The organism is uncultured Gilvimarinus sp. (assembly GCF_963972205.1).
Classification (GTDB): domain Bacteria; phylum Pseudomonadota; class Gammaproteobacteria; order Pseudomonadales; family Cellvibrionaceae; genus Gilvimarinus; species Gilvimarinus japonicus.
This window is the reverse complement of record NZ_CAXAUC010000001.1, coordinates 17,653-41,996: the sequence shown is the minus strand read 5'-3', so window position 1 is coordinate 41,996 and position 24,344 is coordinate 17,653. Positions and strand designations below refer to the sequence as shown.

Below are 24,344 nucleotides of genomic sequence, written 5' to 3'. Positions count from 1 at the left end.
GTTATTCAGTGCGCTCTGTTAGCGGCGGCTCAGCCCCAAAAGGTTGCGCTATCATACAGCGTTATAAGGGACTCGGCACCATTAAGGCCTTGCCAGGCATTTTAGTAAGACTCGGCATTTGCCCGCTCAGCATCGCCCTAAATGACCCAATAAAATGCGCGCCCCGCCAGCGTGCCCCGATTTTGCTCAGATAGCGCCCTCAGCGCCCTTTACCGCTTGAGCAGATAGACGCCACCACGACGCAAAAAGTTGCGCCAGGTCGCATTTTCTTTTGCGTTTGCTGAAGCTCACCGGGATCAGCACGCCAATAGAACCCGTAGCGGCTCCCCCTAAACTTAGTTGGCATAGCTGTTGCTATGCAGTAATTATAAATGCCGATTAACACCCCAAAAACTCAAATATTCATCTGTGAGCCGATTTATGCACCACTTCCAACCATGTTTTAGCGAGCCTCGGTTGTTTATTGATCAGGGACGCTCAACGGGATGACAGGCTAGCACTATGAACGGGCAAAACAGCGCGCACACTGCACCACAACTCAGCACCAGCTCGGCGGCGTTTGCCGAGTACTATCAATTTTATCGCCGCCGGCAAGATGCCTTAAACCTTATTAGGCAACTTAACCGCGCCATCAAGGCCGCACAGCGCCATCGCGGTATGAGTATGGGCCTGCTGGGGGGCAACGAGCTTTTTAAAGAAGAGTTCTACCAACTCGAGCACCAACTGGAGCGGCGTATTCTGGCGCTGCAAGCGCTGGCACAAGCCAGCAAGGGGTTGCTCAGCGAACGCGACCAACAAAACCTGCGCAGTGCGTGGGTCACTATTAGTCGCGACTGGCAAGAAGACAGTGTGATTGACAACTACGAACTGCACTGCCATTTGATCGAACAATCGCTGGCAATGCTCGCCGGCCTGTCGCGACAAATGGAACAACCGTGCGCCGAGGCGATGGGCGACACCACCGTTACCCATGAGTCCACCAGCTACCCGAGCCGCTTTAAGCACTTAGAGGTACTGCATTTTACCACCCGGCTCTTGCCAGCTGTGGTGGAGCAAATAGGTCGTATCCGAGCGCTGGGCACCTACTCGGCCGCGGCCGGGTATGTCGATGCTCACCACGACAGCAAATTGCGTTATGTCATCCAGTGCACGCGGGTTAACAACGAAAAGCTGCGCCACCAAATTAAGCGCTTAGAAGGTATTTTAGAGCAAGATATTGGCCTGCTTAGCCAATTAAAAAGTTACGAGTTAAAACTGATGTTTTTACTGAACATGGTTGAGACTGACATCCTTCATGAAGGGGCGCAAAACGCCGACAGCAACCGCATTTATAACCTCGCCACGGATATTATCGACGTCTACCTAACCATCGTCGATAACGGTGTCGACCTTATCAGCCAGTGGCACGATGCCGATATGGATCAGTGGCTCATCGGCCAGGCGGCAACGCCATAAGGCACTCGCACACTAGCACCCGGCGCGCGGGATGAGGCACAATAATGGCTCGATAAATAGTGTGCGGGCGGTTAAGCATGGTTTTACAAAAGCACTTTTGGGTGGCGAGCTTTGCCCTCGTCGCAAGCGGCGGCGCCATGGGTGCAGCGCCGGACGCCCAAGCGAACAAAACGCTTATGCCGCGCTACCAGAGCATGGAAGCGTGCTTAAAAGAAAACGTTTTGCGCGCAGCACCCGATATGACCATCGCCCAACTGCGCCAATCCTGCCAGGCCCTATTGGTTGATACCACCACTAACACCTTGCACGAGCAGGATATTGGGGTGCTGGATACCAGGCTGCGAGTCGAGAGTATCAGTAGCGCTAACCGTTTTGTGCTCACGCCACACAATCGCAATTATATTCTACCGGCCAGCTACACCCGTCACCCCAACGCGGCCCCCTTCGAAGAGGCTCAGGGCAAACCCATCGATTTGCAAAATACCGAAATTGATTTTCAGATCAGTTTAAAAGTACTGATCGCGCAGGATTTATTGCACGACAATGGCAACCTGTATATCGCCTATACCAACCACTCCTTTTGGCAGGCGTACAACGCCGATATATCGCGCCCTTTTCGCGAGACTAATCACGAGCCTGAGCTGCTCTTTTCCGCCACAAGCGATTGGGAGTTTTTGGGCTTTCGTAACGTTGTAAACCAAATTGGCCTGGTACACCAATCCAACGGCCAGTCAGGCACCTTGTCCCGCAGCTGGAATCGAATTCGTGCGCGTTCGATCTTTGAGCGCGGCAATTTAGCGCTGGCTTTCTCGCCCTGGTACCGCCTACCGGAGGACGCCGAGGACGATGACAACCCGGACATTGAAGAGTACCTGGGCCATTATGAACTCGGCGGCGCCTACTCTTATAAAAATCATATCTTTGATGTAATAACTCGCCGCCCCTTTAGCAACAAGGGCTCCGTCGAGCTGGGCTGGAGCTTTCCCATCCGCCCCACGGTACGCGGCTATTTAAAGTACTTTAATGGCTACGGAGCAAGTTTAATCGACTACAACGTCGAGACTGAATCCCTGGGGCTGGGCGTCGTTTTTAGCGATCTGTTTTAGCCGTTAGTGCGTATTATCTGTTGTCGCCCCAACAGACAGGAGATACCCATGCGTGCACACACTTGGCTTGCCCCCGCACTAATCACTTTTTTGCTGGCACTAACGGGCTGCGCCGGCCCTTCAGTGGATCAATACCAAGGCAACCAGCCGGGGTTTGCGCCGCAAGAGTTTTTTCAGGGCGATTTAACCGCCCACGGCGTCTTAAAAAATCGCTCGGGCGATGTCACTCGCTACTTCAACGCCACGATCAAGGCCAACTGGAAAAACGGTATCGGCACGTTAGAAGAGCGCTTTGAGTTTGATGATGGCGAAATTCAATACCGTACCTGGACCCTCACCCCCACCTCAGACACCACTTTTGATGCTACCGCCGGAGATGTAATTGGCACGGGTACAGGGGCCACCGCCGGCAACGCCCTTAACCTTAAGTACGTATTAGAAGTCGACTACAACGACAGCAAACTGGCGTTGGCCGTAGACGATTGGATGTGGCGGGTAGACCAACGCACCGTGATCAATCAGTCGACCCTCAGTAAATGGGGCTTTACCGTCGGCACCATCCAGCTGGTGATCAGCAAAACCCCATAACGGCACCGCCGCTTAGCGCGTCTAGGGCTGGTACTTAACGGCGACTTTGTGTATAAAGTTGTCGTGGATCAGCCGATTAGCGATAAAACGCGCGAGCGCTGTTTGCGGCTCGCAGACACTTAATTGGCGATCCCCCATGCACACTAAAGCCGATTTGAGTCATACATAATCTGTGCGAGTTTATGGCAGTACACCAATATAATCGACAAGCATGCTCAACCCTGTGGGGGCCCGATTCTGCCGGAGCTTCTGCGCATATGCATAGCCGTCAGGGCAGACGCTACCAACCCTACTACTTAGATCCTCCTGCGTGTCTACCCCACACTGTCATCTAATTATTATTTAATACGGGTGCCGCAACCGCGCGCGCCAAGCAACTGGGGTGTTCTCACACCATGACATTGTTAATCATTATTCTGCTGCCCATGATTGGCGCCGCCGTGCCCTTTATGACCGAGCGTATGGGGCGCACCTTTTGCGCCTACTCTGCCGCGCTCGGCCCCCTAATTGCTTTAGGGCTACTGATCGGCAGCGCCCCCACCATTTTTAACGGCGAGGTGCTTTACAGTCAGATAAGCTGGCTCCCCTCGCTGGGGCTCAACCTTAACCTGCGCCTTGATGGCTTAAGCTTAATGTTTGGCCTGCTGATCGTAGGCATCGGCCTATTGGTCACGCTCTACGCCCGCTACTACCTGGCCCAGCGCGACTCACTGGCCAAACTCTACGCCTTGCTGCAACTGTTTATGATGGCGATGCTGGGCATCGTCATGTCCGACAACCTAATGCTGCTGATTGTGTTTTGGGAGATCACCAGCCTCGTCTCCTTTTTGCTCATCGGCTACTGGTCGAGCCAATCCGACGCGCGCAAAGGTGCCCGCATGGCTCTGGCGGTCACCGGCGCCGGTGGCCTGTGCTTGATCGCCGGCGCGCTGTTAATCGAGCGCATTGTCGGCAGTTTTGAGTTGGGGGCTATTTTTGCCGCCGGCGATGAGATTCGCGCTCACTCCAGCTATCCCGTTATCTTAATTTTGGTGCTATTGGGCGCGTTTACCAAATCGGCCCAGTTTCCGTTTCAGTTTTGGCTGCCCCACGCCATGAGCGCCCCCACCCCGGTGTCCGCGTATTTGCACTCGGCCACCATGGTCAAAGCCGGGGTCTTTTTGTTAGCGCGAATGTATCCCGCCCTAGCCGGTACCGACTGGTGGTTTTACATCGTTACCTTTACCGGCATGGCGACCATGCTATTTGGCGCCTACAACGCGCTCTTTAAACACGATTTAAAAGGTCTGCTGGCCTATTCCACCATCAGCCATCTAGGGCTGATCACCATGCTGTTTGGCTTTGGGACGCCCCTCGCGGTAGCGGCGGGTATTTTTCACATCATCAACCACGCCACCTTTAAAGCCTCGCTGTTTATGGCCGCCGGTATTATCGACCACGAAACCGGCACCCGGGATATGCGCAAAATTAACGGTATGTGGAAGTACATGCCGCACACCGCGCTACTGGCGATGGTTGCGGCACTGGCCATGGCCGGCGTACCGCTGCTCAATGGCTTTTTAAGTAAAGAGATGTTCTTTTCCGAGGCGCTGCACCTAGAGTCCATGGGCATGTTCAGCTGGATTTTCCCGCTGCTGGCGACGCTTGCCGGGATTTTCTCGGTGGCCTATTCGGTGCGCTTTATTCACGACGTGTTCTTCAACGGCGAGCCCATCGACTTACCCAAATTTCCGCCCCACGAGCCACCGCGCTATATGATCGTACCGGTGGAGGTTCTGGTGGGCCTATGTTTATTGGTTGGTATTGTTCCCAATCTAACCGTGGCACCCTTTTTAGAGGCCGCTAGCCTCGCGGTGCTGGGCGAACAGATGCCCGAGTACCACATTGCTATTTGGCACGGTATTAACCTGCCGCTGGTCATGAGCTTTGTCGCCATGGCCGGTGGTATTATTATGTACAGTCAGCGCACGGGCTTATTTGCCTTTTACGAGCGCAAATACCGCCACGATGAGAAAGCCGTGTTTGAGTCACGGGTGCAGTTTTCGGTGCGGGTCGCTCAGCGCTTTACCGATTTTATCCAGAACAACTCGCTGCAACGCTACATGGCATTGCTGATCACCACCGCAGTAGCGGCGATCGGTTACGCCCTGTGGGGTATGCCGCAACTGCTGGGACCTATCGCGATCAGCGACATCGAGCCGGTTAGCTTGCTCTGTGCGGTCATCTTAATTATCGGCGCCTTCGGTACGGTACTGCTACACCACAACCGCATCGCCGCTTTGCTGCTATTAAGTGTGGTGGGGCTCATTGTCTCGCTTATTTTTGTTCGCTACTCAGCCCCCGATTTGGCGTTAACCCAGTTATCGGTCGAAGTTGTCACCATCGTCTTGCTGATGCTGGCACTGTACTTTTTGCCCCAGCTTACGCCCAACGAGTCGGGCGGCAAGCGCGTTAGCCGCGATGTACTACTAGCTGGCGCGGCGGGACTCGGCATGGGCTTAATTACCCTCGCCATGCTTACCCAACCGTTTACATCCATCGCCGACTACTACCTCGCCAACAGTGTCAGTGGCGGGGGCGGCGCCAATGTTGTCAACGTTATTCTGGTTGACTTCCGGGGCTTTGATACGCTGGGCGAAATCACCGTATTGGCCATTGCCGCCGTCGGTATTTACGCCATGTTAAACGGTTTGCACCTGCCCCTACCGCAAGCCGACGGTGAAGGCCGGCGCTGGGATAAAGAGCCTCACCCGCCTATTTTGGCCGTGATGGCGCGTATTCTGTTACCGCTGGCGCTGTTAGTTTCCGTGTTTATCTTTTTGCGCGGTCACAATGCGCCGGGGGGCGGATTTATCGCGGGGCTGGTCACCAGTGTCGCGCTAATTTTGCAATACGTCGCCTCTGGCACCGGCTGGATGCAGGAGCGCTTGCGCTGGCGTTACCGCCGCGTAGCGGTATCTGGTGTGCTAATCGCGGCACTTACCGGTATCGGCAGTTGGTTTTTCGGCTACCCGTTTTTAACCTCCGCTTTTGGTCACTTTGCGATTCCGTTCATCGGCGAGGTCGAAATTGCCTCGGCCATGGCCTTTGATATTGGCGTGTACACCACAGTGGTAGGTGCCACCATGCTCATTCTTGCGCATCTGGGTAAGTTAGCCCAAAGCAGCCACTCGCCGCGCCCTGCTACCAGCAAGCCCTACAGCAGCAAAGATCTGATCAAAGGAGAGGACTAGTGGAAATTTTAATCGCCGCCGTCATTGCGGTGCTCACCAGCTGCGGGGTTTATCTGTTGCTACGCGGGCGCACCTTTCCGATTATTCTCGGCTTAACGCTGCTGACCTACGGCGTCAATTTGTTTATTTTTGTCTCGGGCCGACTTAACCCCGACAGCAGTACCATTATTGGTATTGGCGAGCAGTACGCCGACCCGCTTCCCCAAGCACTGGTATTAACCGCCATTGTCATTAGCTTTGCCATGACCGCGTTTGTCTTGGTTCTGGCCCTGCGCGCGCGCGCCGAGCTTGGCAACGACCACGTTGACGGCCGCATCAGTGTGGAGGATGTAAACTCGTGAATCATTTGGCCATTGCCCCCGTTTTAATACCGCTGCTTACCGGCATTTTATTGCTGCTTGGCACCGGCCGACCGCTAGTGATTCAGCGCAGTATTAGCTTTTTAAGTATTGTCGCGCAGCTCGCCGTTGCCACCGCACTGATCCTCGGCACCGTAGGCGGCGACATCACCGTCTACGCGCTAGGCAATTGGGCACCGCCGTTTGGTATTGTGTTGGTGGTCGATAGGCTCAGCGCTTTAATGGTATTTACCGCCGCCGTGCTGGCATTTTTTAGCCTTTGGTACGCCGTGCGCGATAACGACAAGCCCGCCGATAGTCTTCACAGTGTGGTGCATTTTTTATTAATGGGCGTCAACGGAGCATTTTTAACCGGCGATTTATTTAACTTGTTTGTGTTTTTTGAAGTGCTGCTCATCGCCTCTTATACGCTGCTCTTGCACGGCGGCGGCGCCGCGCGGATTAAATCGGGGCTGCACTATGTGCTGCTTAACTTAGCCGGCTCCAGTTTGTTTTTGTTGGCCGCCGCGATTTTGTACAGCGTGACCGGTACGCTCAACATGGCCGACATGGCCGTTAAAGTTGCCAATGCCACACCGGCACAAGCGCCATTATTAACCGCCGGGGCGTTATTACTGCTCGTCGTGTTTGGCCTTAAAGCGGCCATGGTGCCCATGTATTTTTGGCTGCCGCGCGCCTACGCTTCAGCATCAGCGCCTGTGGCGGCGATGTTTTGCATCATGACCAAAATTGGTCTGTACGCCATCATCCGGGTCTATACGCTTATCTTTGGTGCCGAGGCCGGGGCGCTGGCCAATATTGCCCAGCCGTTTCTCTGGCCGCTGGCGTTGGTGACCTTGGCGCTGGGCGCCACCGGCGCGCTCGCCGCCCGCGAGTTGCGGCTGCAAATTGCCTACTTAGTGATCGTCTCGGTGGGTACTCTGCTAGCGGGTATTGCCCTTAATAACACCGCAGCGCTAAGCGCGACTCTGTATTATCTGGTGCATTCCACATGGATTTGCGGGGCGCTGTTTTTGCTTGCCGATCTCATCGTACGCCAGCGTGGCGCCACCGCCGACCGCATTATTACCGGCCCTGCGGTACGCCAAGCGGTAAAACTTGGCGGTTTATTTTTTATTGCCTCGGCGGCCATTATCGGCATGCCGCCACTTTCGGGTTTTATTGGTAAGTTAATGATGTTGAGCGCCGCCGAAAGCGAGCAGCAAACATTTTGGCTGTGGGCAATATTACTACTGGCAAGCTTTGTCATGATTACCGCGCTGAGCCGCAGTGGCAGCACTATTTTCTGGCGTACCGAAAACCGCGTAGCCAAAGCTGACAAAGCCGATCGCGGCGCCCTGCTTGCCGTAATTTGCATGCTGAGCTTAGCGTTATTCTTAAGCTTGGCCGGTGATCCGGTGGTACGTTTCACCCAAGCACTGGCGAAGCAAACCATGACCCCGGCATTGTACATTGATGCAGTGCTAAGCCATGAACCTGTAAGCCGTGCCCATGCACCGGGAGCTCAGCATGACTGATACCGCTCATAAAAAAGCGCTGTTTCCCCACAAACTGCTCAGCGTGTTTATGCTGGTGCTCTGGCTGCTTATGGCCAACAGCATCAGCCCGGGCCAATGGTTATTGGGCGCGCTGCTGGCCTGGGGCATTCCGTTTTTAACCCAATCGTTTTGGCCACAATCGATGGTGTTATCGTCACCGCTGCTCGCCATGCGTTTTATTTTTCTGGTGCTGTGGGACATTATTATCGCCAATATGCAAGTGGCCGTACTGATCCTTAGCTCGCGCGAAAAGTTGCAGCCAGCGTTTATGAAAATCCCGCTTGAGCTAAAGCAAGACTTCACCATTACCTTGCTAGCCAATACCATCTCGCTCACGCCGGGTACGGTAACAGTCGACCTGCAAATGGAAGAAGGTTATTTGCTGGTACACAGCCTGCACGTCACTGACGTAGATGCCGCCATCGCCGAGATCAAGCGCCGCTACGAAGCACCCCTGAAGGAGATCTTTGAATGCTCGACTCCGTAATTCAAATCACACTGTTTATGGTGGCCTTGGCGCTGGCGCTCAACCTTTGGCGCCTGTGCCTCGGGCCATCATTGCCCGATCGCATTTTAGCGCTCGACACGATGTATATTAACTCTATCGCCCTGCTGGTATTGTTTGGTATGTACGAGCGCAACAACCTCTACTTTGAGGCGGCCTTATTGGTGGCGGTTATGGGTTTTGTCGGCACAGTCGCGCTGTCAAAATATTTATTGCGCGGCGATATCATTGAATAAGGCTGAGAAGGAATAGACTATGAGTATGGCATTGGAAATTCTAATCAGTGTATTACTGTTTGCCGGCGCCGGATTTGCGCTAGTAGGTTCGATTGGTTTGGCGCGTTTGCAAGATTTTTTCTTGCGCTTGCACGGCCCCACCAAAGCCACGACCCTTGGCGTGGGTGGAATGATCATTGGCTCGATTATTTTTTTCTCAAATCAGGGCGATGGGCTCAGCCTACACGAACTGCTCATTGCACTGTTTTTATTTATTACCGCCCCAGTAAGTGCGCATATTGTAGGCAAAGCCGCGCTGCATATGCAGCTGCCTTGTGAAGAGCGCACCAAAAATACTCCCTGGCCGGTTGATGACACTAGCGATCAGTAATCGGTCATTCGCCGGGAGCTTGTCTTTTACGGAGACGCCACCACTGCGGCAGGTACTCGACAATTGCCTCACCGGCGTACATCTGCGGTTCTGAGTGGGTAAACTCCTCTTCGCTCTCCCACTGGGTAATTAACTCGCGCGCTCGCGTGTAGGCAGACTCAAAGCTGTCCGCTGTGGGTAGCGCTTGTTCAAAATACGCCCGCCCAAAATAAGTCATGGTATCACTGTCGCCACAACCAAAGCTGGTGCGGTCGTCCCGCGCGGCGGTAATCACCAAATGCTCTGGCGCTTTAAGCGATTCGATAAAGCCGCCGGAATAACACGCCGAGATAATAATTACCTTCCACTTTACCGCTAAATCGTTAATGGTGTTGGCTAGATCCTCGGCTGCCAGCCCCAAGAAATCGTGCCCCGGTGCGGCCAGATAAAACTCATGATCACTCGACCCATGACTGCTCAGGTATAACAATAAAATATCCTGCTGAGGATCCAGCTTTTGACTTACCGACTGCAACGCTAGAGGCAACGATAGATTTGTCGCCAATGGCGCTGCGCCGAAAGTATCGGGATGATTCCCCATTAGCAGCGAACGCCCTTGGCTAGCAAACTCCGTATCCAATAATGTTTGCACTGTTTTTGCCTCCAGAGTAAACACATCTTGGGTGCCATCGCCGGCGACAATTACCGGGTACAGATCAATCGACTCTGGGTTTTGCAGCGCGAGCGCATCCAACGCTTTTTGCAACACCGCAGGCTGATCAAACAGGGCTTTCTCGACCTTTAGCTGACGTGCGCGACGCTCATCCGCCGACTCCGACTCCCCCGTAAAACGACCATATTCCCACTGGCCAGACTCCAATACCTCGTTGTTATTTACATCGACCCGCTCGCCAAAACCGTCAAAGTAGCCCGCCGCAAACTCACCGGTATAGCGCCATTTGTCGTTTTCCCATACGCCATAGCCCTCGTACACGTTATCGACAAATTCACCCGCGTATTGGCTGCCGTCTGCACCGGTAAAAGTGCCCATTCCAGTTAGCAGACCAGAGCTAAAATCGCCGCGATAAATATCACCCTCAGGGGTGGTCAGTTCGCCTTCACCGGTAAACTCGTAATTGCTAAAATCACCATGGTAAAGAGTACCATCGCTACCGATATAATCACCTACCCCGGTAAATTCGCCTCGGCTAAACTCGCCGCTATAAACATCACCGGTGTTAAGCGTCATGGTACCAGTGCCATGCAGTAAACCTTGCAGAAACTCCCCCTCGTAGACATCGCCGTTAGGCCACTCTAAGCGACCTTCGCCGCTAAGCAAGCCATCATTCATAGCGCCGCTATAACGTGAGCCGTCCGGTAGCGTCAGCGGTTGTTCGCCGGTGTCGGCCGATGTGCAGCCGGCACTTAACGCAACCCACAACAACAATAAAGGCAAGGCAATGCTTTGGTTCATGCGTCGGGTACTCCGGTTAACAGACTAAGGGATTTTAACGCCTCTTGAGCGAGCTCGCGGCCAGGTAAGCTGTGGCTAATGGTTTTGCAGCCACCACTGCGCAACTCGGCTTTTATTTTGTAGTAAGTGGTGTGCTGGTTGCCCGTGCGGGATGAGTAGCTTTCATCGATAAACAATTTAGTGATCTCGCTGCGAGGGGTGTGCTTATTACCCAGCCCCACCCCCAGAAGACGGCGACGGGTAACCAGCTCGGTGCGGTCGATGCGCACATCTAAGCTCGACAGTAATGCATAGAGGCCCCCAAAAAACATAGGCAGGCCAATAACGGCAAAAATCCACGCGGGAAATCCATCGGCATCAACCAGCAGCCCTACCCCCGAAAATATCGCGCCCATAACGATCAAAACCATTTTACTACTAGGGCTACTAAAAGCTGGGTAGTGCAACACCACACCGCCCGGCACTTGGCGAATATCAAACAAACTCTCCAGTAATTGCTCGCGCTTTTGCGCCACCTCGGGGTGTTGATTGCTCGCACTTACCTGCGCCAATTGTCGAGACTTCTCGCCCGTGGCAAAGACCGGAATCTCATAGTTGCGATCAAAATCTGCGCCCGCCAGCTCACACTTAATATTCACCCGCCACAGGTGATAACGTTTGCCCGGCGGCTCCGATACCGGCAGCCCGTCTTCTACCTCAAACAACCACTGTACTCGCGTGCCATAGGCAGTGCGCGCGGTTTGGGCAAGCCCCTCACTCTGCCACACCATCGACTCGTGTCGCTCGCGATTTTTGCCCGAGCCCGAATAGTAACTGTGCAAGCACTGCAAGGTCACGGCAAAGCGGTTGTCGGCTTGATAGGGCAAAGTCACCTCCAACGTGCCGCCCACCTGACCGCCAATAGCGCCGGGGTATGGTTCTAAGGTGAGCGGCGCGGGGCCAAAGCGGCGCCACTTGGCCGTCTCTTTAATCGCCCAATACAGCAGCCCTGCCCCCACCAGCGGAAAAAGCAGCCCGATCAGCGCCAGTTTGTTGCCCTTGATAAACTCGTAAATACAGTTAATGCCCGTTGGTATCGCAATGACATTCCAAAAGCCGGCAAAACACCAGGCAAATATCATCGTGAGTTTACCGTTGCTCTTGATAGTAGAGCTTGCCCAGCTGCGCCGGGTTAGCCAAGGCTTGTCGCTCTCGACAACCTCCTCTATCTCATCCAGAGGGGCGAGTAAAAGGTAGGCGATTATGCCAACACCCACCCCGCCAAACAGCACCACAAAAACCATTTTAAAACCGATCATCTCCAGCCGAAGGTCGCGGTTTAGCACCGCCTCTGCTGGGTTATTTGGGTTAACATAGGCGGTTACTGCGGTGCTATTTTCAGCGGCGCGCTCCAACCGGCGGCCAAGGTCGTAATTAAAATCACCGACGTTATCGTACGAGTCGTGAATAGCCACTCGCCAGCCGCTATAGCGTGCCCCCTGAAACTGATAGTGATAACGCGCCGTCGCCTTGTAGCTGGTTGATTCATCGCCGTGGCTGACTTTTAACTCGGCCTGAGTCACTTGCGCCGGCACCGCTTGCCAGTGCTTCATGTGCTGCCAATCCATAAACTGTGGCATCACTCCAAACAGCAACATTCCAATACCCACACCCGCGAAGGGCAATCCAAACAGCAGCCCTACCCAGCGTTTTTTAAAACGAGTCCACATTCCGGTTGAGGCTCTAGTGCCCGCTTGAATGTAGGTTTCCCCGTGAGCCATATCCGCTTCCTTTTTTGTATTCTATTATCTTTTTAAGATACCATCTTTGATCAATATTCTTTAATACTGAGAAACCTATGGCCCGTACTATCGCCATTGTAGAAGACGAACAGGCCATCGCCGACAACTACCGCGACGCTCTAACCCGGCTTGGCTATCGGGTTAACCACTACTTAGATCGCCCCAGTGCCACCGCCGCCTTTAGCCAGGTACTACCTAACTTGGCCATTATCGATGTCGGCCTAGGCGACGACGTAGAAGGCGGCTTTGAACTGTGCCGGGAGTTGCGCAGCCGCGCGCCCGAGCTGCCCATCGTTTTTTTAACCGCTCGCAGTGATGAGTTTGATGTGATTTCTGGGCTGCGCCTCGGCGCCGATGATTACCTCACCAAAGATATTGGCCAAGCCCATATGCTCGCGCGTATTAACGCCCTGTTTAGACGAGTCGATGCTCTGCGCCAACCGGCCCGCGCCGACGACACCTTAACCCGTGGCGAGCTGCGCATTAACACCTCACGCATGAGCGTGCACTGGCGAGAGCAACCCGTGGATTTAACCGTAACCGAATTTTGGATCTTACACTCGCTGGCACAGCACCCGGGCCACGTTAAAAACCGCCAACAATTAATGGATGCCGCCAACGTGGTGCTGGATGACAACACCATCACCTCACATATTAAGCGCATCCGGCGCAAGTTTAGCCAATACGACAGCGACTTTGACCGCATCCAAACCGCCTACGGCATGGGATACCGCTGGCGTGAAGCGCCATAGACATGAAACTACGCCGCCAGCTGGCACTGGTTAGCCTAATTGCCCTGGTACTGCCTTGGGCGCTAGGGCAATACCTGCAAGTGTTTGACCGCCTATTGCGCGAGGGGCAAATTCGCGCCCTGAACGCCACAGCTCTGGCCGTAGCGGCAAGGCTTGGCGCCGATACGACACTGCTCGATACCGCCCGACTCAGCAACCGCGCCACCCTCGATGCCGAGCACGAGATTTACGCCCACTCGCTTGCATCACCGCCCATGGTGGATGGCTACGCCGAGGACTGGCGTGCTTACAAACACACTCCTCGGCTGTTTTCCGGCGCAAGCGAACGCGCCCCCCAAGGGCAATCCGACCCTGCGCTTACTCTTACTACCGGCATCCATAATGACAACCTGTTTTTACTCGCCCAGGTTAAAGACCCTGAACGCCACTATCACCAACCTGGCAGCGACAATCTCGCCAGCGGGGATCACCTTATTCTTGCCAACCAACAAACCGGTAGAGGCAGCCGCTACTACGCCATTCGGGCCAATGCGCCCGGGCGCATACAGGCGGTGTACCGAGACGCCCACGGTCACATTAGGCCGGACTATCGTATTCGCGGCTTTTGGCGTGAAACCACCGGCGGTTACCAAATAGAGCTGCGCATGCCGCTCGATATGGCAGAACCCCACTTTGCCATATCGGCCATCAGCAAAAGCGGCACCAGTATTAGCGCCGCAGGAAGCGCCGGGCACTGGGCCGAGCTTGCCGGTGGCCCCGATGCCGGGGTGCTACCCGGCACAGAAGGCCGGCTTATTCAACAAAGCGCGCCGCTGGGCAACGCTTTAAAGGTATTTGCCCGCCCCGGAGTGCGCTTACAAGTCGCCGACCGGCAAGGCTGGAAAATGGCTCAGGCCGGTCAACTAGAGTCCCTAAGCCCACAGCGAAACCGGGTATTACAATGGCTGCTGGACTTTGCAGGCAATCGCCAAACGCTAAAGCCATGGCAGCCGAGCCACAATGGCCGGCGAACGCAGCCGCCCGCGAGCCTGGCGATAGCCGGTCACAGCGATAGCCGCTGGTACCGCGCCGAGGACGACGACATTGCCAGCGTCGCCGTCCCCCTGTACCTCGGGTGGCCCAGCGCGGGCGCGGTAGAGTCGCAATTGGCGGGTGCTGTCATCATCGAGCAGCGCTTGCAACCCTGGCAAGGGCTAGGCCGCACCACACTCGGCCGCCTGGCGTGGGTTAGCGCGGTCAGTGGTGCGCTGCTAATGCTGGTGCTAATTGGTTACGCCAGCTGGCTTTCGGCGCGTATTCGCACGCTTTCGCGCGCGGCCAACAGCGCGCAAGGCCAACCACTCGATGACGTTTTAGAGCGCTGGCCACGCTATCGGCTAAACGACGAGCTGGCCGACTTGGCCGGTCAGTATCGCGAGCTGCTCACCCAAGTACACGGTCATACCAATTACCTAAAAAGTCTGACCGGCAAGCTCTCGCACGAGTTGCGCACGCCGCTGGCCATTGTTCGTTCATCGCTGGATAACATCAGCAACACCACGGGCGCCGATGAGCCCCTAGCGATTTACCTACAGCGGGCCAGGCTGGGCAGCGAGCGCCTAAGCGCCATCATCACCGCTATGAGCGAAGCCGACCGGGTAGAGGCCAGCATTCAAGCCAGTGAGCCGGAGGCTATTGATCTGGCGCAACTGGTTATTGACATGACCGAGGCTTATCGCAGTGCCTACCCCTCCCACCAATTTAACAGCACTATTGCCCAAACCAGTGCCGATGCCTATCGCACCATAGCGGCACCTGAACTATTGGTGCAGCTGCTCGATAAACTGGTCGATAACGCCACAGATTTTAGCCCGCCGGACGCAGTCATCGAATTACGCCTTGAACTGTGTCAGGATGACGAGCTGGAGGCCAGTTACCGCCTCAGCGTGAGCAATACTGGGCCGGCATTACCGCCCGCTCTTGAGGGCCAGCTGTTTAATTCACTAACATCTTGGCGCAGTGGCACAACGGGCAACAAAGACACCGAACACCGAGTACATTTGGGCTTAGGGCTGTATATTGTCGAGCTAATCGCGCGCAGCCACCAGGGCCGCGCTCAGGCAGAAAACATCGCCAACGGGGTTTGTTTTTCGGTGGAGTTCCCCGCACAAAATCCGGGAATGTTTGCCAAACGGCCAGAGACTCTCGGCTAGCCCATCATAGCTATTGACATGCGGTCGAAAATAGGTAAAATGCCGCGTCTTTCAGATTCGTAATCATTTCAGATACACAGTAATTATAGGAGCAACACGGTGGCAAATTCACCCCAAGCCAAAAAACGTGCACGCCAGAACGAAAAAGCTCGCAAGCACAACGCCGGCCTGCGCTCCATGGCGCGCACCTACTTGAAAAAAGTAGACGCAGCCATCGAAGCAGGTGACGCAGAACAAGCTAAAGCGGCTTTCGCAGCAGCGGTACCCGTTCTGGATCGCATTGCTGATAAAGGCATTATTCACAAGAATAAAGCCGCTCGTCACAAGAGCCGCCTGAACAGCAAAATCAAAGCCTTGGCCGCCTAAGCTAGTTAGCGCTCAAGCATAAAAAGCCGGCTTTATGCCGGCTTTTTTGTGCCTGCCGCTCCACACTGCAACAGCCATCCCGCCCCGCTGTCACAAATCTTTCAAAAAACTGGCACACAACCATCAAAAAGCTAACGTATAACTCTGTGCAGGTAAACAACACAGGATTAACGCCATGCTGCCAAGAGAACATTACCTTAAGCAACCGTTTCAGGGGCACCGTGACTTGCAAAACCCCGAGGCACTGACCAGCGCTCAGTCGCGCCTGATTAAAAAGCACGGCTCTCTTATTACGGCGCTGCTTAACGATGACGTGCTTAACCCGAGCCTAAGCGATATGCGCACGGTTAAAATCATCACCCAAAAAAGCACCCCCACTAACCCGGTAGAGCAAGCCTGGCTCAAGTACGAGGCGCTGCTGGCCGAGCAAAAACCCAACCGCCGCCTCAAGCGCAGCGCTTAAGCCCTCCCCCCTCCAATTCAACCGTTTGCCTGACACCGGTTTGCGTCAGGCAAACACCCCGCAACACTGACCACCTAACGCTTCTTTGCGCACCACCGGTAGATTTTTGTCGCAAATCACAATATGATAGCGCTACCATCTGATTGCTACGCCACAAACCACTCCCTTAAAGGGTTGGCCTGTGCGTCAAATTCGCGCCGGGCTGAACGATAAAAAGGCCGGGCATAGCAGCAAGCCTACAAATAATAATTGCGAGGGCAGACAGTGTTACAGCAAACACCCAACGATAGATTGGCAAAATTAAGCTGGCGCGAGCGGATTGGCTACGGCTTGGGCGACGCTGGCTTTAACTTTTACTGGGCTATTATTGGGTCCTACTTAATCTTTTTTTATACCGATATATTTGGCATATCGGCGGCGGCGGCCGCCACCATGGTGACTGTCACCAAAATTGTCGACGCCTTTACCGACCCAGCAATGGGCGCTATTGCGGACAAAACCAACACACGCTGGGGCAAATTCCGGCCCTACCTACTGTTTGGCACCTTACCCATGATGGGCGCCGGTCTGCTTACCATGACCACGCCCGACTTAGATGAAAGCGGCAAACTTATATGGGCGTATGCCACCTATATGATTTTGATGCTGACCTACACCGTCCTCAACATGCCCTATAACTCCCTCTCTGCCGTTTTAACGGCCGATCCGCAGGAGCGCAACACCCTTAACAGCACTCGTTTTTTCTTTGCTTACTTCACCGGTATTATTGTCGGCGCCGCGACCCCCGATTTAGCCGAGTATTTTGGCGGTGGCGATCGTTACAGCCCCATTGGCTGGCAAATTACCATGAGCATTTATGCCGTCATAGCCTCTATTTTATTTGTGATTACGTTTGCTACCACCAAAGAGCGTATTACGCCGCCGCCCGAACAAAAGTCCAAGCCGCTAGAGGATCTAAAAAACCTGCTGGTCTGCAAACCATGGATCATTATTTTTATACTCGCCATGGTAATTATGACCACCTTTACCCTGCGCGGTAGCTCCGCCACCTATTACTTTAAATACTTTGTCGAGCGCCCCGATTTGCTCGGTGCGTTTATCGGCTTACAAGTGTTAGGGCTTATGATTGGTGCCATGTCAGCATCGACCCTGACGCGCTATGTTGAAAAAGTAAAACTCCTAATGATACTGATGGCGATTGTCAGTGTACTGTGCTTTGCGTTCTCCTTTGTACCCAAGCCAGATGCGTTGGGCGTGGTCGACGTTAATGACGCCGAACGCACTAGCCTTAAAGCCCAGGATTTATTAGGCGAAGCTCATCAACCCGGCGATACTTATGCCTGGACTCGCTACCAAAAGGTCTTTTGGATTATTAAAGATCGGGTTGCCCTCGACGATAACTCTGCAACTTTAGAGCTTGCAGGGCTGCAGAACGAAACCATCAGTGTCATAAAAACCCGCGCGGATGGTTCAGTCTTAGACAGCGCAGAAATCCCCGGTGAAATCCTATTAATGTTTGCGCTCAGCATTTTAATTAGCTTGGCGCTAGGGCCCAAAGCCCCAATAACCTGGGCAATGTATGCCGACGTGGCCGATTACAATGAATGGAAAACCGGCCGCCGTGCTACGGGCATGACATTCTCTGCCACCACTTTTTCACAAAAACTAGGCAGCGCAGCGGGCTCCGCAATTATGCTTTCAGTACTAGCGATGCTGGGCTACGAGGCCAATCAGGTGCAAAGCGACGCATCCCTAGAGGGAATCGTGTATATGCAAACGTTAGCCCCAGGCGCCTTTGCGTTTATCGCCATTATCGCGCTACTTTTTTATGATTTGACCGGTGACAAACTGGCCAAGATTCAAAAGGAGCTGAGTGAGCGAAAGTACACCACCGAGTAGCCATCAAGTTTCCATAAATCTCTTACGCTTGAGCGCCGCAGTTAATGGGCGCTCTTTTTTCACGAGGTCCCTATGCTTTTTCCTGCCACTGACGGTTCGTCCTACCATCTGACCAGCCCCGTTTTAATGCCTCGCGCCGCCGGTTTTTTGTGGAACCGACAAATGATGATCCAGATGAACTGTCGCGGTTTTGCCGTCGCGCAGTTTATGCAACCGGAGCCGGCTAAATACGCCTACGCTCCCAATCTGGAAGCAAAGACCTTTATGCAACCAGAGCAGCCATACTACGCCCATCACCCCGGTCGTTTTTTTTACGTAAAAGACGAGAACACCGGCGAAATCTTTTCTGCCCCCTACGAGCCGGTGCGCCACCGCGACAGCGAGTTCTGCTTCTCCCCCGGCAAAAGTGATATCCGTTGGACGGTAAAATGCAGCGATTTAGAAATCAATCTGCGCCTTTCCCTGCCAGTAGACGATGTGGTGGAGCTGTGGGAAGTCTCCGTTAAAAACCTTAGCGGACGATCACGCAACATTAGCCTCTACCCCTATTTTACGCCTGGCTATATGAGCTGGATGAACCAAAGCGCAGAATACCGCAAAGAGTTAGGGGCCATTGTCGCAAGCTGTGTCACCCCGTATCAAAAATACCCCGACTATTTTAAAAACCAGCACTTTAAAGATAAGACCTATTTTTTGCACGAGCGCGACCCGGCTGCCTGGCAGGTTCAACGCGAAGCCTTTGAAGGCGAAGGCGGGCTGCACAACCCTGACGCACTGCAACACGAGCAACTCGCCTGCGATGACGCCCGCTATGAAACGCCACTGGCAGCACTGCAGTATCGCCTTAACATAGCCTGCGATGCACAAGAGACTTTTCGGTTTGCCTTTGGGCCAGCGTTAGACGATGCCGAAATAAAACACATTCGCGAGCGCTATCTATCTGAGCAAGGCTTTGCCAGAGCGCGCGAAGAATATGCCGACTACATAGCCTCGGGCAGCGGCGTGCTGCAAATTGAAACACCCGACGACGGGCTGAATAATTTTGTTAACCACTGGCTTGCCCGCCAAGTGTTTTACCACGGCGATGTCAACCGCCTAAGTACCGATCCGCAAACCCGCAACTACCTGCAAGACAACATGGGTATGAGCTATATTAAGCCGGCCGTTGCCCGCCACGCGTTTGTACATGCCCTAAGCCAGCAGGAAGCCTCCGGCGCCATGCCCGACGGGATACTGCTGCACGAAGACGCAGAGCTTAAATACATTAACCAGGTGCCGCACACCGACCACTGCGTGTGGCTGCCCGTATGCCTAAAGGCCTACTTAGATGAGACCGGCGACTTTGCCCTGCTTAGAGAAACTGTGAGCGGCTCAGACGGCAAAAACCTGACCGTTGCCGAGCGTATCAGCGCCGCCATGAGCTGGCTGCTAAACTCGCGCGATGAACGTGGCTTGTCCTACATCGCTCAGGGCGACTGGTGTGACCCAATGAACATGGTGGGCTACAAAGGCAAAGGGGTGTCCGGCTGGTTAAGCGTTGCCACCGCTTACGCCCTTAACCTGTGGGCGGATATCTACGAGCAAAACGCCATTAACACCCCACAAGATTTTCGCGCGGGGGCCGATGAGATCAACGCGTCGGTAAACAAACACCTGTGGGACGGCGATTGGTATGGCCGCGGCATCACCGATGACAATGTCACGTTCGGCATCAGCAAAGACAAAGAGGGGCGTATATTCCTCAACCCGCAAAGCTGGGCCATACTCGCTGGCACCTGCACAGATGAGCAGCGCGCAAAAATGATCAAAGCCGTGGAGGCACAACTGGAAACCCCCTACGGCGTCGCTATGCTCGCCCCCGCCTTCACCGCCATGCGCGAAGACGTGGGCCGGGTAACACAAAAACACCCCGGCTCGGCCGAAAATGGCTCGGTCTACAATCACGCCGCTATTTTCTATATTTACAGCCTCTACACCATTGGCGAGGCCGACCGCGCCTACAAACTGCTGCGCCAGATGATTCCGGGCCCAGACATGCAAGACTTTGAGCAGCGCGGGCAAATGCCCATTTACATTCCCAACTACTATCGCGGCGCCTACCACCAGTACCCTCGCACCGCAGGACGCTCAAGCCAGCTGTTTAATACCGGCACGGTGAGCTGGGTATACCGTTCACTGGCGGAAGGATTATTTGGCTTAAAGGGCGATGGCAATGGTTTACGAATCGAGCCACAGCTTCCTGCCGACTGGCCAAGTGCTCACGTAACCCGCCGGTTTCGTGGTGCACAATTGCACGTCAATTATCGTCGCACCAATGATGTTGCCGGCCTACAGGTTTGGCTCGATGGTGTTCAGCAAACGAGTAATCGTATTGAGGGGTTAGAAGCAGGTAAAGATTATAAGCTTGAGGTAGTGATCGGCGACGAGCGCTAAGCGCTCGCCATCCGGGTTGATTGGCGCATCCGTATCTCAAAGCCGATGTCCACCTGCGTCTCTTTATTAGGTACGCCTTTAAGCACATTCAAAATCATCTGCGCCGCCTGTACCCCCATCTCATAGCGCGGCACATGGACGCTCGACAGTGACGGGTTTACAAAGGCCGAGGTTTCAAAGTCGTTAAAGCCGCACAGGGCTATATCTTTCGGGACGCTCAGGTGCATGCGCTGACTTTCAAACAACGCCCCCAACGCCAAGTCATCATTACAGCAAAACACTGCGTCCAGCTTACCACCAGAGGTGCTAAGCAAGCCGCGCAGCAGCTCGCCACCGAGGGCAATTGATGACGGTGACGGCGTGGTGGTAAAAAGCTCGCTGTGATACAAATCTTGAGTTTGCAGCGCCTCTTTAAAACCCGCCATCCGCTGCTGCACCCGGGTGTCCATGCGCGCGCCGATAAAACCAATGCGTTGATAACCGCAGGCCATCAGTTTTTGTGCAACCTCAAAACCGGCCTGAAAATGCGAGAAGCCTATATTCATGTCCAACGGCTCCTCTAAAACTTCCATCATCTGCACCACCGGGATCGCCGCCGAGCTGAGCATGCGCTGGCAGGCACGGGTCTGATCGCCACCGGTGACAATCATTGCCTCGGGCGACTGACTGAGCAGTGTGCGAATCATGTTCTCTTCTTCGATGGGCGAGTAGTGGGTATCGACCAACAACACTTTATAACCACCAGCCCCGGCGACATCATAGATACCGCGTAAAACATCGTTAAACACGACGTTGGACAGCGACGGGATTGCCACTCCAATCACTTGCGAGCGAGCTGACGCCAGCGAGCTGGCCGACTGATTAGGTATATAGCCAAGAGTGTCAATCGCCTCGCGCACGCGGTGACATAAATCATCCGACACTTTATCGGGGTGATTTAACACGCGCGAGACGGTAATCGCACTAACACCAGCAAGCTTCGCCACATCGGCCAAAGTCGCCCGTTTTGATTTGGTATTGCGCGTGCGGCCTACCATAACACTGTCCTAATAAAAATTTACATTCGCTCGATCGCGCATGGTAGCACAGTGGTAGATGTTTGCGCTATCATAAGCATTGTTAAGCCAACCCCATATTCGCCGCCTAAAACCGAGCTAAGTGAGAACGCTAATGCCATACACGGAGCAACCCGTTTTAGTCATCGTTATGGGGGTCTCCGGTACCGGTAAATCCTGTGTCGCCAAAGCGCTCGCGCAACATTACGGGTACCGCTATCTCGATGCTGATGACTTTCACAGCGATGAGGCTAAAGCATTAATGGCCAAAGGAACGCCCCTTACTGACGCATTACGCGCCCCCTGGGTGCACAACATTGGTGCCTATTTACGTGAATGCGCCGCCGCCAAGGTAAGTTGCACGCTGGCGTTTTCAGGTTTGCGTAGTGATCATCGCCAGCAATTACGCCAACTGCCCTTTCGCCGAGTGTTTATCTACCTTGCGGGCAAAAAATCCACCATTGCCGAGCGTATGAATCGTCGGCAAGACCATTTTATGCCCTCCAGCCTACTCGATAGCCAACTAGCCAGTATGCAATCACCCACGGCCGAGCCCGAGGTCAGCAAAATCTCTATCGAGCCGCCGCTCGAGGAGGTCATCGCCAACTGCATCGAGAAAATCGACGACCGAATAGCTCAGAGGCCTCAACCACTGGACGCTCACTGACAGCGGCATATTACTTGCGTTACATTAGGCCTGCTCACACTGCAAAAGGCCCGCAGCAATGACAACCGATTTTCTCTCCCTTGATGAACTGCACTGCAAAGTACACGCACTGCTCGAAACCCTCTACCCCAACCGGGATACCGACGAGCTTACCAAAGCTTGTCTGGACGCTATTGGTCCGCGACAAAATAAAGACGTGGTGGCCCCCGAGCGGCTCTGGTCCGAAAAAGACAGCCTTTTGATTACCTATGGCAACTCGGTTCGTGAAGCGGGCCATAAACCGCTCGACACCCTGCAAAACTTTTTACACGACAACCTCCAGAATGTGTTTAGCGCCGTACATGTACTGCCGTTCTTTCCGCACTCGTCGGACGATGGCTTTGCCGTTATCGACTACACCCAGGTCGACCCGGAGCTGGGTGACTGGGACGATATCAATGCACTGTCCCACGACTTTAAACTGATGGCCGATTTGGTGATTAATCACGTTTCCAGCCAGAGCCTGTGGTTTCGCAATTATCAGTACGGTAAAGACCCAGGCCGGGGCTACTTTGTCGAGGCCGACCCCAACTACGACTTAAGCAACGTAGTACGCCCACGTACCAGTCCGCTGCTGCGCAAAACAGAAACCGCCGAAGGCATTAAACATGTGTGGTGTACTTTTAGTCACGACCAAGTCGATGTGGACTTTCGCAACGAGCAAGTGCTACTGGAGTATCTACGTATTATCGGCCGCTATTTAGACGAGGGGGCGCAGTGGATTCGGCTGGATGCCGTTGCTTTTTTATGGAAGGAGCTGGGCACCAACTGTATTCACTTGCCGCAAACCCACGATGTCGTAAAACTGGTACGCCTGCTTACCGAGTACAAAAACGCGCACGCGCTGCTCATTAGCGAAACCAACGTACCCAATCGGGAAAACCTCACCTACTTTGGCAACAGCAACGAAGCCCACATCATTTATAATTTTAGTTTGCCGCCACTGGTTATTCACGCGCTGCTCGCGGGCGATTGCAGCTACTTAAAAAGCTGGATGATGAGTATGCCCCCCTCACCCGTGGGCTGCACTTATTTAAACTTTACCGCCAGCCACGACGGTATCGGCCTGCGACCCGCCGAGGGGTTACTCAGTGATGGTGAGCTGCAACAAATGCTAGGCACGCTAGAATCGTTTGGCGGTCGCATATCAACCCGAACCGACGCCGAGGGCAACGAGAAACCCTACGAGGCCAACATCGCCCTGTTTGATGCCTTTAAAGGCACGTATAACGGCACTGACAAATGGCAAGTCGAACGGCTTATTTGCTCGCAAACTATCATGCTTGCCGTTGAAGGGATTCCCGCGTTTTATATTCATACGCTATTTGCCACTCCCAATGACGAAGACAAACTCGAAGCCACCGGCCACAACCGTTCAATCAATCGACGCAACTGGAGTTTAAGCGATTTACAGGCGCGTATTGATGAACCCGGCGGCCCAGGCCAACGAGTCTTTGATGAGCTGCGACGGCTTATCCGGCTGCGTTCACATCAACCGGCATTTCATCCCAATGCCACACAATTTACGCTGCACATACGCCCTGAGATTTTTGCCTTTTGGCGGCAGAGCATACGCCGCACGCAAAGCATTTTTTGCATCTACAACCTCAGTGACCAACCACAAGAGATTAGCCTATCGGACTTAAACCTAATCAGCACCGAGACCTGGTTCGATTTAATCAGTGATCAACCGATCACTGACCTATACGGAAAAATCACGCTCAGCCCTTATCAAGCACTGTGGCTGACCAACTACAACGAGCCCTTATAGACTACCCATCAATACTCACCCCAACCCGAGCTTAAACCATAACCGTCGTGGATTGAGCTCGGCACCTCTTTACTTGCATTTTA

The 24,344-nt window shown here is 54.0% G+C and carries 20 protein-coding genes; 17 read left to right on the top strand and 3 right to left on the bottom strand.

Annotated features, from left to right (window positions below):
• Positions 1-501 precede the first annotated feature (501 nt).
• The 9 genes from AACY82_RS00175 (at position 502) to AACY82_RS00135 (ending at position 9,390) form a co-directional block, all read left to right on the top strand.
• Complete coding sequence (locus AACY82_RS00175; protein WP_339614736.1) at positions 502-1,455, top strand: hypothetical protein; 954 nt, start codon at positions 502-504, stop codon at positions 1,453-1,455.
• A gap of 77 nt (positions 1,456-1,532) precedes the next feature.
• Positions 1,533-2,561: a phospholipase A gene (locus AACY82_RS00170; protein ID WP_339614734.1), complete on the top strand. Its 1,029-nt coding sequence runs from the start codon at positions 1,533-1,535 to the stop codon at positions 2,559-2,561.
• 48 nt (positions 2,562-2,609) lie between these two features.
• The gene (locus AACY82_RS00165) at positions 2,610-3,149 is read left to right on the top strand and encodes a DUF3833 domain-containing protein (protein WP_339614732.1); all 540 of its coding nucleotides are present in this window, start codon (positions 2,610-2,612) and stop codon (positions 3,147-3,149) included.
• A gap of 395 nt (positions 3,150-3,544) precedes the next feature.
• Positions 3,545-6,382, top strand: a complete 2,838-nt coding sequence (locus tag AACY82_RS00160; RefSeq protein WP_339614730.1) for a monovalent cation/H+ antiporter subunit A — start codon at positions 3,545-3,547, stop codon at positions 6,380-6,382.
• Positions 6,382-6,723, top strand: coding sequence for a Na+/H+ antiporter subunit C (locus tag AACY82_RS00155; RefSeq protein ID WP_339614728.1), 342 nt, complete (start codon positions 6,382-6,384; stop codon positions 6,721-6,723). Before AACY82_RS00160 ends, AACY82_RS00155 begins: the two co-directional genes overlap by 1 nt.
• Positions 6,720-8,258: a monovalent cation/H+ antiporter subunit D gene (locus AACY82_RS00150; protein ID WP_339614726.1), complete on the top strand. Its 1,539-nt coding sequence runs from the start codon at positions 6,720-6,722 to the stop codon at positions 8,256-8,258. The genes AACY82_RS00155 and AACY82_RS00150 overlap by 4 nt, the downstream gene beginning before the upstream one ends.
• The gene (locus tag AACY82_RS00145) at positions 8,251-8,766 is read left to right on the top strand and encodes a Na+/H+ antiporter subunit E (protein WP_339614724.1); all 516 of its coding nucleotides are present in this window, start codon (positions 8,251-8,253) and stop codon (positions 8,764-8,766) included. Before AACY82_RS00150 ends, AACY82_RS00145 begins: the two co-directional genes overlap by 8 nt.
• Positions 8,751-9,020 carry a K+/H+ antiporter subunit F gene (locus AACY82_RS00140; protein ID WP_339614723.1) on the top strand — a complete coding sequence of 90 codons (270 nt, stop codon included), beginning with the start codon at positions 8,751-8,753 and terminating at the stop codon, positions 9,018-9,020. Before AACY82_RS00145 ends, AACY82_RS00140 begins: the two co-directional genes overlap by 16 nt.
• A 19-nt stretch (positions 9,021-9,039) precedes the next feature.
• Positions 9,040-9,390, top strand: coding sequence for a Na+/H+ antiporter subunit G (locus tag AACY82_RS00135; RefSeq protein ID WP_339614721.1), 351 nt, complete (start codon positions 9,040-9,042; stop codon positions 9,388-9,390).
• 4 nt (positions 9,391-9,394) lie between these two features.
• Here AACY82_RS00135 and AACY82_RS00130 read toward each other — a convergent pair whose 3' ends face one another.
• Both AACY82_RS00130 and AACY82_RS00125 read right to left on the bottom strand, forming a co-directional pair.
• Entirely contained in the window at positions 9,395-10,843 is a 1,449-nt protein-coding gene (locus tag AACY82_RS00130) for a C13 family peptidase (protein WP_339614720.1), read from the bottom strand.
• The gene (locus AACY82_RS00125; RefSeq protein WP_339614718.1) at positions 10,840-12,603 is read right to left on the bottom strand and encodes a DUF3592 domain-containing protein; all 1,764 of its coding nucleotides are present in this window, start codon (positions 12,601-12,603) and stop codon (positions 10,840-10,842) included. Before AACY82_RS00125 ends, AACY82_RS00130 begins: the two co-directional genes overlap by 4 nt.
• A gap of 77 nt (positions 12,604-12,680) precedes the next feature.
• Here AACY82_RS00125 and pdsR point away from each other — a divergent pair, with 77 nt between their 5' ends.
• From pdsR to AACY82_RS00095, 6 genes are all read left to right on the top strand, one after another.
• On the top strand, positions 12,681-13,376 hold the full coding sequence (pdsR, locus tag AACY82_RS00120) for a proteobacterial dedicated sortase system response regulator (protein ID WP_339614716.1): 696 nt from the start codon (positions 12,681-12,683) through the stop codon (positions 13,374-13,376).
• A 2-nt stretch (positions 13,377-13,378) separates the two neighbouring features.
• On the top strand, positions 13,379-15,568 hold the full coding sequence (locus tag AACY82_RS00115) for an ATP-binding protein (protein WP_339614715.1): 2,190 nt from the start codon (positions 13,379-13,381) through the stop codon (positions 15,566-15,568).
• Positions 15,569-15,667: 99 nt separating this feature from the next.
• Positions 15,668-15,934 carry a 30S ribosomal protein S20 gene (rpsT, locus tag AACY82_RS00110; RefSeq protein WP_339614714.1) on the top strand — a complete coding sequence of 89 codons (267 nt, stop codon included), beginning with the start codon at positions 15,668-15,670 and terminating at the stop codon, positions 15,932-15,934.
• Positions 15,935-16,109: 175 nt separating this feature from the next.
• Positions 16,110-16,397 (top strand): DUF413 domain-containing protein, encoded by a 288-nt coding sequence (gene maoP, locus AACY82_RS00105; protein WP_339614712.1) that lies wholly within the window; start codon positions 16,110-16,112, stop codon positions 16,395-16,397.
• Between the two features lie 264 nt (positions 16,398-16,661).
• Positions 16,662-18,296: an MFS transporter gene (locus AACY82_RS00100; RefSeq protein ID WP_339614711.1), complete on the top strand. Its 1,635-nt coding sequence runs from the start codon at positions 16,662-16,664 to the stop codon at positions 18,294-18,296.
• A 72-nt stretch (positions 18,297-18,368) separates the two neighbouring features.
• A complete protein-coding gene (locus AACY82_RS00095) occupies positions 18,369-20,729 on the top strand; it encodes an amylo-alpha-1,6-glucosidase (RefSeq protein WP_339614710.1) in 2,361 nt (786 codons plus the stop codon).
• Here AACY82_RS00095 and AACY82_RS00090 read toward each other — a convergent pair.
• Complete coding sequence (locus AACY82_RS00090) at positions 20,726-21,766, bottom strand: LacI family DNA-binding transcriptional regulator (protein WP_339614709.1); 1,041 nt, start codon at positions 21,764-21,766, stop codon at positions 20,726-20,728. The genes AACY82_RS00095 and AACY82_RS00090 overlap by 4 nt on opposite strands.
• A 133-nt stretch (positions 21,767-21,899) precedes the next feature.
• On the opposite strand from AACY82_RS00090, the gene AACY82_RS00085 reads away from it, so the two are divergent.
• Together AACY82_RS00085 and AACY82_RS00080 are read left to right on the top strand one after the other, a co-directional pair.
• Complete coding sequence (locus tag AACY82_RS00085) at positions 21,900-22,451, top strand: gluconokinase, GntK/IdnK-type (RefSeq protein WP_339614708.1); 552 nt, start codon at positions 21,900-21,902, stop codon at positions 22,449-22,451.
• A 58-nt stretch (positions 22,452-22,509) separates the two neighbouring features.
• A complete protein-coding gene (locus tag AACY82_RS00080; RefSeq protein ID WP_339614707.1) occupies positions 22,510-24,261 on the top strand; it encodes an alpha-amylase family glycosyl hydrolase in 1,752 nt (583 codons plus the stop codon).
• The last annotated feature ends 83 nt before the right edge of the window (positions 24,262-24,344 follow it).